The sequence below is a fragment of the Phenylobacterium sp. genome (genome assembly GCF_036723115.1).
In the GTDB taxonomy this organism is placed as follows: domain Bacteria; phylum Pseudomonadota; class Alphaproteobacteria; order Caulobacterales; family Caulobacteraceae; genus Phenylobacterium.
Genome location: NZ_DAIMHV010000093.1, coordinates 1 through 11,001, shown reverse-complemented (window position 1 = coordinate 11,001; position 11,001 = coordinate 1). Strand labels below are relative to the sequence as shown.

At 72.3% G+C, this 11,001-nt stretch carries 11 protein-coding genes, 1 pseudogene and 1 riboswitch; of the genes and pseudogenes, 11 read left to right on the top strand and 1 reads right to left on the bottom strand.

Annotated elements, in window-relative coordinates; all coding sequences use genetic code 11:
- Window positions 1–251 (top strand): annotated as a pseudogene (locus V7D28_RS10435) (hypothetical protein); the annotation flags it as partial.
- Window position 252: 1 nt separating this feature from the next.
- Here the strand turns inward: V7D28_RS10435 and cobU are convergent.
- Window positions 253–762: a bifunctional adenosylcobinamide kinase/adenosylcobinamide-phosphate guanylyltransferase gene (cobU, locus tag V7D28_RS10430; protein ID WP_333587323.1), complete on the bottom strand. Its 510-nt coding sequence runs from the start codon at window positions 760–762 to the stop codon at window positions 253–255.
- A 64-nt stretch (window positions 763–826) separates the two neighbouring features.
- Window positions 827–1,015, top strand: a riboswitch (cobalamin riboswitch).
- Between the two features lie 139 nt (window positions 1,016–1,154).
- On the opposite strand from cobU, the gene V7D28_RS10425 reads away from it, so the two are divergent.
- The 10 genes from V7D28_RS10425 to V7D28_RS10380 form a co-directional block, all read left to right on the top strand.
- Complete coding sequence (locus V7D28_RS10425) at window positions 1,155–3,128, top strand: TonB-dependent receptor plug domain-containing protein (RefSeq protein ID WP_333587321.1); 1,974 nt, start codon at window positions 1,155–1,157, stop codon at window positions 3,126–3,128.
- Window positions 3,128–4,108, top strand: a complete 981-nt coding sequence (gene cobD / locus V7D28_RS10420) for a threonine-phosphate decarboxylase CobD (RefSeq protein ID WP_333587320.1) — start codon at window positions 3,128–3,130, stop codon at window positions 4,106–4,108. The genes V7D28_RS10425 and cobD overlap by 1 nt, the downstream gene beginning before the upstream one ends.
- Window positions 4,109–4,123: 15 nt before the next feature.
- A complete protein-coding gene (gene cobO, locus V7D28_RS10415; protein WP_333587319.1) occupies window positions 4,124–4,741 on the top strand; it encodes a cob(I)yrinic acid a,c-diamide adenosyltransferase in 618 nt (205 codons plus the stop codon).
- Window positions 4,741–5,631, top strand: coding sequence for an ABC transporter substrate-binding protein (locus V7D28_RS10410; protein WP_333587318.1), 891 nt, complete (start codon window positions 4,741–4,743; stop codon window positions 5,629–5,631). The genes cobO and V7D28_RS10410 overlap by 1 nt, the downstream gene beginning before the upstream one ends.
- Window positions 5,628–6,620 carry a FecCD family ABC transporter permease gene (locus V7D28_RS10405; RefSeq protein ID WP_333587317.1) on the top strand — a complete coding sequence of 331 codons (993 nt, stop codon included), beginning with the start codon at window positions 5,628–5,630 and terminating at the stop codon, window positions 6,618–6,620. Before V7D28_RS10410 ends, V7D28_RS10405 begins: the two co-directional genes overlap by 4 nt.
- Window positions 6,620–7,390: an ABC transporter ATP-binding protein gene (locus V7D28_RS10400; protein ID WP_333587316.1), complete on the top strand. Its 771-nt coding sequence runs from the start codon at window positions 6,620–6,622 to the stop codon at window positions 7,388–7,390. Before V7D28_RS10405 ends, V7D28_RS10400 begins: the two co-directional genes overlap by 1 nt.
- Window positions 7,383–8,351, top strand: a complete 969-nt coding sequence (gene cbiB / locus V7D28_RS10395; RefSeq protein WP_333587315.1) for an adenosylcobinamide-phosphate synthase CbiB — start codon at window positions 7,383–7,385, stop codon at window positions 8,349–8,351. The genes V7D28_RS10400 and cbiB overlap by 8 nt, the downstream gene beginning before the upstream one ends.
- Complete coding sequence (locus tag V7D28_RS10390; RefSeq protein WP_333587314.1) at window positions 8,339–9,802, top strand: cobyric acid synthase; 1,464 nt, start codon at window positions 8,339–8,341, stop codon at window positions 9,800–9,802. The genes cbiB and V7D28_RS10390 overlap by 13 nt, the downstream gene beginning before the upstream one ends.
- Window positions 9,799–10,827, top strand: coding sequence for a nicotinate-nucleotide--dimethylbenzimidazole phosphoribosyltransferase (gene cobT / locus V7D28_RS10385; protein WP_333587313.1), 1,029 nt, complete (start codon window positions 9,799–9,801; stop codon window positions 10,825–10,827). The genes V7D28_RS10390 and cobT overlap by 4 nt, the downstream gene beginning before the upstream one ends.
- Window positions 10,824–11,001, top strand: a 178-nt coding sequence (locus V7D28_RS10380) for an adenosylcobinamide-GDP ribazoletransferase (protein WP_333587322.1), incomplete at its 3' end; no start/stop codon positions are given. The genes cobT and V7D28_RS10380, both read left to right, overlap by 4 nt.

Genomic DNA, 11,001 nt, shown 5'->3' with positions numbered 1-11,001 from the left:
CGCCCGCCCCTGGCGCCCCCTCAGAGCGGCCCGACCTGCGCGCGCCGGGCTCGCAGACCGCCACGCCGCCCGCCGGCGCCGCTGCGCCGCCGCCGGCCTCTCCGCCCCTGCAGGGGCTGCTGATGGAGGAGTTCCGCCTCGCACCGCCGGCGCCGCCGCCATCGGCCGGCCCCCAGACGCCCCTGCCCTGGATCCTGGCCAGCCTCGCCCTCCTGCTGGGCGGCGCGGCCCTGTGGCGTCCCCGCTGGTGACCTATTTCAAGGTCAGGGGCAGGCCGGCGGCCAGGAAGACCACCTGCTGGGCCTGGGCGGCGATCTGCTGGTGAAGCCGGCCGGCCGCGTCGCGGAAGCGCCGGGCCAGGGGGTTGTCGGGGACGATGCCCAGGCCGACCTCGTTGGACACCAGAAAGAGGCTGGCCGCGGAGGCCGAGCAGGCCGCCAACAGCTCGCCCGCGGCAGGCTCCACCGGTTTGTCGGCCAGCATCAGATTGCTGAGCCAGAGGGTGAGACAGTCGACCACCGCCACGTCCTGCGCCTCCAGGCTGCGGACGGCGGCGGCCAGCTCCAGGGGCGCCTCCACCGTGCGCCAGTCTGCGCCCCGGTCGGCCTGGTGACGGGCGATCCGCTCGGCCATCTCCTCGTCGAGCGCGGTGGCCGTGGCGATCATCAGCGGCGCCCGGCCCGCCTTGGCGGCCTGGGCCATGGCCGCCTCCTGCGCCCAGCGGGTCTTGCCCGAACGGGCGCCGCCCAGCACCAGCACCATCGCCACGGCGATCTCTCCTTGCGGTTGACGCTGGGCGAGAGTTGACGCCCGGCGTGCAGCGTATAATAGCCGAGCTGCGACAGGTTCCCCGGAAGGGGATGAAAAGGGAACTCAGGTGTGACACCTGGGCTGCCCCCGCAACTGTAAGCGGCGAGCCTGCGCGCCATTAGCCACTGGACCTCGGTCTGGGAAGGCGGCGCGCAAATGGTGATGACCCGCGAGCCAGGAGACCTGCCTGTCGCGGTCGTTCTTCGCCCGGCCGGGGTGCGCCGAGTGAACGGGTCTTCCCGAGAGACGACAGCATGGGGCCGCCGCAGGGCGGCGGGCGCCGATGGGTCACCGCGGCGTTCGCGGTGCTGCGCGGCTCGTCGACAGACTGGGGACAGGACCCGATGAAACGACTGCTGCTCTCGACGGCTTGCGCCGTCGCCTTCGCCTCCACCGCCGCCCACGCCGAAGAGGCCGGCGCCACCGCCGACATCGCCTCACGCGAGGTCGCCAATGCGGTGGAGACCCTGGTGGTCACCGCCACCCGCACCCTGACGCCCGCCGATCAGGTGGGCCAGCAGGTGACCGTGCTTTCCCGCCCCGCCATCGAGGCCAGTCAGGCCATCTCCGTGGCCGACCTGCTGGTGCAAACCCCAGGCGTGACGGTGTCGCGCAACGGCGGGCCAGGCCAGGTCACCACCCTGCGCATCCGGGGCGCGGAGAGCGACCAGACGGTTGTCGTGGTGGATGGCGTGAAGCTGAACGACCCCTCTCAGGCCGGCGGGGGCTACAACTTCGGCAATCTGCTGACCGGCGACATCGCCCGGATCGAGGTGCTGCGCGGCGCCCAGTCCACCCTTTGGGGCAGCCAGGCCATCGGCGGGGTGGTGAACCTGATCACCGCCCAACCCTCGGCCCCCTTCGCCGCCAGCTTCGACGTGGAGGGCGGCGCGATGAACACCGGCTATCTCCGCGCCGGCGTGGGCGGCGCCAGCGAGCGCCTGAGTTGGCGGGTGGCGGCCAGCCACTTCACCACCGACGGCGTCTCGGCCTACCGCTTCGGACAGGAGGACGATGGCTATCGCAATACGGGCTTCAGCGGCCGGGTGAACGCCCAACTCAGCGACGCAGTGTCGCTTGATCTGCGGGCGGTCTATTCCCGCGGGCGTAACGAATTCGACGGATTTCCCCCACCCGCCTACACCTTCAACGACACCCCCGACTACGGCCGGACGGTCGATCTGGTCACCTATGGCGGCCTGAACTTCGGCCTGCTGGACGGGCGGCTGCGCAACCGTCTCGCCTATGGCTACACGCGCACCGATCGCGACCAGTTCAATCCGACCCAGGCCAACACCCCCGTGACCTTCGACGCCCAGGGGGAAAACCGCCGCTATGAGTACCAGGGCGTGCTGGACCTGACGCCCGCCTGGATCGCCACCTTCGGCGCCGAGCGGGAGGACGCGGAGATGCGCTCGGCGTCCCCCACGGCCTTCACCCCCAATCCCACGCCCATTCGGGGCGAAGCGCGGATCGACAGCCTCTACGCCCAGGTGCAGGGCCCGGTCGCCCCGGGCCTCAGCCTGACGGCCGGGCTGAGACGCGACGATCACGACACCTTCGGCGATCGCACCCTGGGGCAGGCCGCGGTCGCCTGGTCGCTCAACGAGGGGGCCACGGTGCTGCGGGCCAGCTTCGGCCAGGGCTTCAAGGCGCCGACTCTTTACCAGCTCTACAGCGAGTACGGGAACACGGCCCTGCGGGCAGAGGACGCCGACAGCTGGGACGCCGGCGTCGAGCAGCAGTTGCTGGACGGCGCCGTGCGTGTGTCGGTGACCTACTATGCGCGCCAGACCACAAACCAGATCGACTATGTGTCCTGCCCCGCCTCGGTGACGCCGGCGGCCGCGCCCCTCTGCTATCGCGCGGGCGTGCGCCGGTCGGGCTATTACGACAACACCGCCCGCACCAAGGCCGAAGGGGTGGAGGTGAGCGCCGGCGCCCTTCTGGGTCCGCTGGACCTTCAGGCCAACTACACCTGGACCAAGGCGCAGAACGATGTGGCGGGCAGCGCCAATTTTGGCCGCCGACTGGCGCGGCGGCCGGAGCATCAGGCCAATCTCAGCCTCGGCTGGGAGTGGTTCGGGGCCCAGTCGGCCGTGGTGGTGCGCCATGTGGGCGAGGCCTTCGACAACGCCGCCAACACCAACAAGCTGGAGAGCTACACCCTGGTGGATCTGCGGACCGCCTATCCGATCAATGAGACCTTCTCGGTCTATGGCCGGATCGAGAACCTGACCGACGAGATCTATGAGACCACGCGCAACTACGGCGCTCCGGGACGCGCGGCCTATCTGGGCCTGCGGGCCAGGTTCTGATGGATAAGGCGACGGCGACCTTCCGCCGTCACGGCGGGCGTCTGGCCACGGCCCGGGCGGCGTTCCCCGACGCCCCTGAGCCGTGGCTGGACCTCTCCACGGGGATCAGCCCCTATCCCTGGCCGACCGGCCGGGCGCCGCAGGGGGACCTGCGGCGCCTGCCGGCGCCGGAGGCCCTGGCCGAACTCGAAGCCGTGGCGGGCCGGGCCTTCGGATCGCCGCCCCAGCGGGTGGTGGCCCTGGCGGGCGCCGATGCCGCCCTGCGCCTCCTGCCCCTGCTGACGGGCGCGCCCACCGTGGCCATCGGTTCGCCCACCTATTCCGGCCATGCCGAAGCCTGGCGGGCGGCGGGCGCGGAGGTGGCGGAGGTTCCCTTGGCCCGCCTGGGCCGAACCGAGGCCAAGGCCGCGGTGATCGTTCATCCCAACAACCCCGACGGAGCCATCTGCGAGGCCGCAACCCTGGCCGATGGTCGCCGCTGGCTGATCGTCGATGAGTCCTTTATCGAGACCATGCCGGCGCTGAGTCTGGCGGGCCTTGACCTGCCACGGACCATCGTCCTGCGCTCCTTCGGCAAGTTCTACGGCCTGCCGGGCCTGCGTCTGGGTTTCCTGATCGCCGAACCGGAGGTCGCCCTTCGCGCCCGGCGGCTGACGGGGGATTGGCCGGTCAGCGCCCAGGCCCTGGCCATCGGCGCGGCCGCCTATGCCGACCAGGCCTTCGCCGCCCGCGCTCGCGCCCGCCTGGCCCGGGCCGCCGCCCGGCTGGACAGCCTGTTGACCCCGCACGGTTTCCAGGTGGTCGGCGGAACCAGCCTCTTTCGCCTCACCCGCAGTCCCGACGCGGCGCGAAGGTTCGAGATTCTGGCGCGCCAGGGCGTGCTCACCCGGCCCTTCGACCACGACCCCGCCCTGCTACGTTTCGGCCTCCCGGCGCCTGGCCAGTGGAAACGCCTGGCCGCCGCCCTGGCCCAGCTTTGAGAAGGATCAGCTTCCATGTCCAAGCCCGATGAGGCCGAGACCAACCAGCGCCACGCCGAAGCCATGAAGGCGCTGAAAGCCGAGCGCGAGGCGCTGATGAGCACCAAGACCGAGGAGCGTGGCCTGCTGCTGGTTCACACCGGCGACGGCAAGGGCAAGTCCACGGCGGCCTTCGGCATGGCCGCCCGCGCCCTGGGCTGGGGCCAGAAGGTGGGCGTCGTCCAGTACATCAAGGGCAAGTGGGTGACGGGCGAGCGGCAGTTCTTCAGCCGCTTCCCCGATCAGGTGCGCTATGAGGTCATGGGCGAGGGCTTCACCTGGGACACCCAGGACCGGGCCCGCGACGTCGCCGCCGCCGAGGCCGCCTGGGCGCGCTCCCTGGACATGATCGCTGATCCCGAGCTCAGCCTGGTGATCCTGGACGAGCTGAACATCGCCCTGCGCTACGACTATCTGGACATCCACAAGGTGGTGGAAGGCCTCGTCCGGCGGCCGCCGGACAAGCACGTCTGCATCACCGGGCGCAACGCCAAGCCCGAACTGCTGGCCGTGGCCGATCTGGTCACCGAGATGCGGCTGGAGAAACATCCCTTCGAGGCCGGGGTGAAGGCGCAGCGCGGGATCGACTTCTGATGGAGACCACCCGCAGGGCGGTGGCGACGGGCCTGGCGTCCTTAGGGGTCGCCGCGGCCGCGCCCCGGGAGAGCCGGATCGATCCCACCAATGAGCTGGTCGCGCCGGCCGAGCGGCCGCGCCGCATCGTCTCGCTCAATCCCTGCCTGGACGTGATTCTGGTCCATGTGGCTGACCGCAGCCAGATCGCGGCCCTGTCCCACTATTCCCGCGACGCCGACAGCTCCAGCATCGCCGAGCTCGCCAGGACCTTCCCGATCACCCACGCCACGGCCGAGGAGATCGTCGCTCTCTCGCCGGACATGGTGCTGAGCGGGCGACATTCCGCGCCGGCCACCCGCTCGACCCTGCGTCGCCTGGGGGTGCGGGCGGAGTTGTTCGGCGTGCCCGCCACCATCGACCAGAGCCTGGAACAGGTGCGCTGGATGGCCCGGCTCGTCCACCACCCCGACCGCGGCGAAGCCCTGGCCCGGCGCATCGAGGCCGCCATCGCCGCCGCCGCCCCGCCGCCGGGAGAGCGGCCTTTGTCGGCGCTGGTCTTCCAGTCCAACGGCTTCGCCTCGGCGCCCGGCACCCTGGTGGACGAGATGCTGACCCGAACAGGATTTGAGAACGCCGCGGCCCGCTATGGCCTGAAGATGACCAGCAATGTGCCGCTGGAACGCGTCCTGGCCGATCCCCCTGACGTCCTGCTGGCGGGCGTCATCCGTCGGGATGAGCCCAACTGGGCCGACCGGGTCGTCGCTCACCCGGCGCTGAAGTCCGTCGCCCACCGCATGCACCGCGCCGTCTTCCCCCGCCGCCTGATGAACTGCGGCGGGCCGGTCCTGATCGAAACCGCCCAGGTCCTGGCCCAGGCCCGCCAGGACGCCCGGAGGCGAAGGACATGACGCCGCTGTCGCCCTGGCCCCGCCGGGGACTGATCGCCGCCCTGGCGGTCCTGACCCTTCTGTTGGTGGTGATCAGCCTGATGACCGGGCGCGTGGCCACGCCCTGGAGCGCCTGGCTCGACACCTCCGATCCCCGATGGACCATCATCTTTGAGCTTCGCCTGCCCCGCACCCTTCTGGCGGCGGCGGTGGGGGCGGCCCTGGGCATGTCCGGCGCAGCCCTGCAGGGCTATACGCGCAACCCCCTGGCCGATCCCGGCATACTGGGGGTGTCGGCCATGGCGGCCCTCGGGGCGGTGATGACCCTCTATTTGGGAAAGGGCGCGGCCGAGACCTGGGTGATGGCCTCGGCGGCCATGGCCGGCGCCCTGGCCGGCGTGCTGCTGCTGATGGTCATTTCCGGTCAGGCCTCCACCACCGTGACCTTCATCCTGGCCGGCGTGATCCTGAACACCGTCGCCAGCGCCGGCGTCTCCCTGGCGCTCAACCTCGCGCCCAATCCCTGGGCGGTGAGCGAGATCGTCAACTGGCTCATGGGTTCGCTGACGGACCGCAGCATGAACGAGGTGCAGTTCGCCCTGCCCCTGATCGCGGCGGGCCTTGTTCTGCTGCTCTCCACCGCCCGCGCCCTGGACGCCCTGACCCTGGGGGAGACCGGCGCCCGCTCGCTGGGGATTCCTATGGGCCTGACCCGCTGGACCCTGGCCCTCGGCGTGGCGCTCAGCTGCGGCGCCAGCGTAGCCGCTACAGGAGTGATCGGGTTTGTGGGCCTGGTGGTGCCGCATCTTCTGCGGCCCTTCCTCGGCTCCCGGCCCGGCGCCCTGCTGGCCGCCAGTGCGGTGGGCGGCGCCGTGCTGGTGCTGGCCGCCGACATCCTGGTGCGCCTGCTGCCCACCGCCGTGGAGCTGAAGCTGGGGGTGGCCATGGCCGCCCTGGGCGGACCCTTCTTCTTCGGCCTGCTCATGACCCTGCGGCGGAGGATGGCGTGATGAGCCTGTCGGCTGCAGACCTGTGCGTTCGCCTGGCCGGACGCCCCATACTGAACGAATTGTCCCTTGAGCTCGCGCCGGGTCAGGTGACCGCCATCGTCGGCCCCAATGGGGCGGGCAAGTCCACCCTGCTGGCCTGTCTGGCCGGGCTGCGCCGGCCCGCCACAGGCCAGGTCCGATTGGCCGGCGAGGCCATTCTGGCCATGAACATCCGCCAGCGGGCGCGGAAACTGGCCTTTCTGGAGCAGTCGCCGGAAGTCGCCTGGGCGGTGGATGTCCGCACCCTGGTGGGCCTGGGCCGAACTCCCTATCTCGGCGCCTCGGGCCTGGGGGACGAGGACGCGGCCGCAGTGGATGACGCCATGCGCCTCACGGGCGTGGAGGCCTTCGCCGGGCGGCTCGTCCCCACCCTGTCCGGCGGGGAGCGCGCCCGGGTGCTGATCGCGCGCGCCCTGGCCGGGGATCCTCAGTGGCTGCTGGCCGACGAGCCCCTGGCCGGGCTCGATCCCGGCCATCAGCTGGACGCCCTGCAGCTCTTCCGCCGCCTGGCGGGCGACGGCCGCGGGATTGTGGTGACCATCCACGACCTGACGCTGGCCGCCCGCGCCGCCGACCGGATCATCGTCCTGCACCAGGGCCGCATCCTCGCCGACGGGCCGCCCGGCCAGGCCCTGGCGCCGCAGGTCCTGGCGCAGGCCTATGGGGTCGAAGCCGTCCTGTCCCAGGGCGCGGGCGGGGTTTCCGTGGAGGTGGTGCGCCGCCTTGGCTGATCCCTGGAGCCCCCCCTTCCTGACGCCGCACCCGTGGATCGTGCTCGCCGCCGCCATGGTCGAAGGCGCTGTGGGCTATCCCCACCGGCTGCACGCAAGACTGCCCCATCCGGTGGCCTGGATCGGCGGGCTGATTGGCGGGCTGGAGGGGCGTCTCAACTCGCCGCGTTTCGGCGAGGCCGCGCGACGGGTCCTCGGCGTCCTGACCCTGCTGATCGTGGTCGGCCTGGCCGTCGCTGCGGGCATGGCGGTGGAGGCGCTCGCCCGGGTCCTGCCGGGGGGCGTCCTGCTGATCGTACTGGCCGGCGCCCTGGGCCTCGCGGCGCGCAGCCTGTGGGATCATGTGCAGGCGGTGGCGGCCCGCCTGCAGGCCGCCGACCTCGCCGGCGCCCGCGAGGCGGTGGGGCGGATCGTTGGGCGCGACACGGCCGATCTCACGCCGGACGAGGTGGCCGCCGCGGCCCTAGAAAGCCTGGCCGAAAGCCTCAGCGACGGGGTGGTCGCCCCCCTCTTCTGGTTCCTGGTCGCCGGCCTGCCGGGGCTGTTCGCCTACAAGGCTATCAACACCGCCGACAGCATGATCGGCCACCGGGAGCCTCGCTGGCGCGCCTTCGGCTGGGCCGCGGCGCGCACCGATGATCTGGTCAACCTGATCCCCGCCCGACTGAGCGGAGGCCTGATCGCCCTGGCGGGCGGGGGCGGCTGGAGGATCATGCTGCGCGACGCCCCCCGGCACGCCTCCCCCAACGCCGGCTGGCCCGAGGCCGCCATGGCCGGCGCCCTGGCCGTGCGCCTGGGCGGGCCTGCGACCTATGACGGCGAGCTTGCGGAACGGCCGGTGTTCGGGGAGGGGCCGCCCCCCTCCTCCCAGGACCTGGCCCGGGGCCTGCGGCTCTATGAGCGCGTGCTGGGCCTGCTGGCCCTGGCTCTCGCCCTGGGAGGGCTTCTATGGCCGCTTTGATGATCCAGGGCTGCGGCTCGGACGTGGGCAAGTCGGTGCTGGTGGCGGGTCTCTGCCGCCTGTTCACCAATCGCGGACTGAAGGTGGCGCCCTTCAAGCCGCAGAATATGTCCAACAACGCCGCGGTCGCCGCCGACGGCGGCGAGATCGGCCGCGCCCAGGCGTTGCAGGCGACGGCCTGTCGCCTGCCCCCCAGCGTCCACATGAACCCCGTCCTGCTGAAGCCGCACTCCGACCAGGGCGCCCAGCTTGTGGTGCGCGGCCGGGTGGAGGGCCACTGGCGGGCGGCCCCCTATCAGGCCCGCAAGGCCGAGCTGCTGCCCGTCGTCCTGGAGAGCTTCGAGCACCTGCGCGCCCAGGCCGATCTGGTGCTGGTGGAAGGCGCCGGCAGCCCGGCGGAGATCAATCTGCGGGCCGGCGACATCGCCAATATGGGCTTCGCCAGAGCCGCCCAGGTTCCCGTGGTCCTGGTGGGGGATATCGACCGGGGCCATGTCATCGCCGCCCTGGTCGGCGCCCATGCGGTGCTGGACGCCGCCGACCGCGCCATGGTGGCGGGCTTCCTGATCAACAAGTTCCGCGGCGACCCGGCCCTGTTCACCGAGGGACGGGCCGAGATCGTCCGTCGCACGGGCTGGGCCGACCTCGGCATGGCGCCCTGGCTGGCGGCGGCCCGCCGGCTGCCGGCCGAAGACGCCGTGGTGCTGGAGAGCGGCCTCGCCGCGGCCTCCGGGCGCCGCCGTATCGTCGTTCCCCTGCTGCGGAGCATCGCCAATTTCGATGACTTTGACCCCTTGCGCGCCGAGCCCGAAGTGGACCTGGCCTTCGTGCCCCCCGGGACGCCCCTGCCGGCCGGGGCCGACCTGATCATCCTGCCCGGGTCCAAGGCCACCCTGGCCGACCTGGCCCTGATGCGCGCCGAGGGATGGGACATCGACCTTCTGGCCCATGTGCGCCAGGGCGGCCGCGTGCTGGGCGTCTGCGGCGGCTTCCAGATGCTGGGCCGGCGCATCGCCGATCCGCAAGGCCTGGAAGGTCCCCCCGGCGAAGCCGCCGGGCTCGGCCTGCTGGACATGGAGACCGTCCTGTCCGGCGAGAAGATCACCCGCCCCGCCGCCGGCGTCCTGGCCGAAGGGGGCGCGGCCTTCACCGGCTATGAGATCCATATGGGCCGCACCACCGGCCCCGCCCTGCAAAGGCCGCTCCTTCGCCTCGCCGATGGCGCGACCGACGGTGCGGTCACGGCCGACGGACGGGTGGCCGGCGCCTATGTCCATGGCCTCTTTGACGCCGCCTCGGCGCGGGCCGCCCTCCTGGCGCCCCTGGGGGTCCGCACGCGGGCGGAGGACCACGCCGTACGGGTGGACGCCGCCCTGGATGAACTGGCCGAGGCCCTGGCCGCCTGTCTCGACATTCCCGCCCTCGCCCGTATCGCCGGATCGCCCCTATGAGCCTGCCGCCCCTCCCGCCCCTCGACCGTGGGGCCGAACCGGCTCTGCGCGCCCGTCTGGACGCCAAGGCCAAGCCCCCCGGCGCCCTTGGGCGGCTGGAAGACCTGGCCGTGGAGTTGGCCCTCATCCAGGGCCGCGACCACCCCTGCGCCGATCAAGCGGTGCTGATGGTGTTCGCCGGCGACCACGGGCTGAATGCGGAGGGGGTCTCGGCCTATCCCTCGGCGGTGACGAAGGCCATGGTCGCCACCCTGCTGGACCAGGGCGCCAGCGCCAACACCCTGGCGCGGGCCGTCGGCGCCCAGGTGCGGGTGATCGACGCCGGCGTCGCCGCCGACCTTGCGCCGCATCCCGACCTGATCGCGCGCAAGGTCCGCAAAGGCTCGCGCAACGCCGCCCGGGAAGACGCCCTGAGCGCTGCGGAGGTGGATGAGGCCCTGGCCCACGGCGCCGCCCTGGCGGCGGACGGCGACGCCGACATCCTGCTGCTGGGAGAGATGGGCATCGGCAACAGCGCCTCGGCCGCCCTGATCATCCATCGCCTGGCGCCTGCGCCCCTGGCCGAGTGCATCGGTCCAGGCGCCGGTCACGATGCGGCGGGAATGGCGCGCAAGCGGACGGTCCTGGCCGCGGCCGCCGCCCGCACGGACGCCTCGGAGGCGCATGCGGTGCTGCGCGCCTTCGCAGGCCTGGAGATCGCCATGATGGCCGGGGCGGTGCTGGGCGCGGCCGCCGCGCGGCGGCCGGTGGTGATCGACGGCTTCATCTGCACCGCCGCGGCCCTGGCCGCCGTGCGGCTGTCGCCGGCCGCCCGCGAGGTCTGCATCTTCGCCCACCGCTCGGCGGAGCCCGGTCACGACGTGGCCCTTCGCGCCCTGGGCGCCCACCCCCTGCTCGATCTCGGCCTGCGCCTGGGCGAGGGCACGGGCGGACTGATGGCCCTGCCCCTGCTGCGCGGCGCCTGCGCCCTGTTGAACGAAGGCGCCACCCTGGCCGAGGTGCTGGCCCGGAGCGAAGGGCCATGATCGGCCGGCAATGGCGCTATCTGCGGGTGGCGACCCAGTTTCTGACGCGGATTCCGGTGGGGGAGATCAAGGGCTTTGATCCTGAGGACATCACCCGCTCGGCCCGCTATTTCCCCCTGGTGGGACAGGGCGTGGGGGCGGCGAGCGCCGCGGCCCTGCTGGCGGCGTCGGAGC

Excerpts from the sequence above, each read along its gene's own strand:
- V7D28_RS10400 (WP_333587316.1), top strand. The coding sequence starts at position 6,620 with ATGAGCCTGTCGGCTGCAGACCTGTGCGTTCGCCTGGCCGGACGCCCC.
- cobO (WP_333587319.1), top strand. The coding sequence starts at position 4,124 with ATGTCCAAGCCCGATGAGGCCGAGACCAACCAGCGCCACGCCGAAGCC.
- cobT (WP_333587313.1), top strand. The coding sequence starts at position 9,799 with ATGAGCCTGCCGCCCCTCCCGCCCCTCGACCGTGGGGCCGAACCGGCT.
- V7D28_RS10405 (WP_333587317.1), top strand. The coding sequence starts at position 5,628 with ATGACGCCGCTGTCGCCCTGGCCCCGCCGGGGACTGATCGCCGCCCTG.
- cobU (WP_333587323.1), bottom strand. The coding sequence starts at position 762 with ATGGTGCTGGTGCTGGGCGGCGCCCGTTCGGGCAAGACCCGCTGGGCG.
- V7D28_RS10425 (WP_333587321.1), top strand. The coding sequence starts at position 1,155 with ATGAAACGACTGCTGCTCTCGACGGCTTGCGCCGTCGCCTTCGCCTCC.
- V7D28_RS10390 (WP_333587314.1), top strand. The coding sequence starts at position 8,339 with ATGGCCGCTTTGATGATCCAGGGCTGCGGCTCGGACGTGGGCAAGTCG.
- cobD (WP_333587320.1), top strand. The coding sequence starts at position 3,128 with ATGGATAAGGCGACGGCGACCTTCCGCCGTCACGGCGGGCGTCTGGCC.
- V7D28_RS10410 (WP_333587318.1), top strand. The coding sequence starts at position 4,741 with ATGGAGACCACCCGCAGGGCGGTGGCGACGGGCCTGGCGTCCTTAGGG.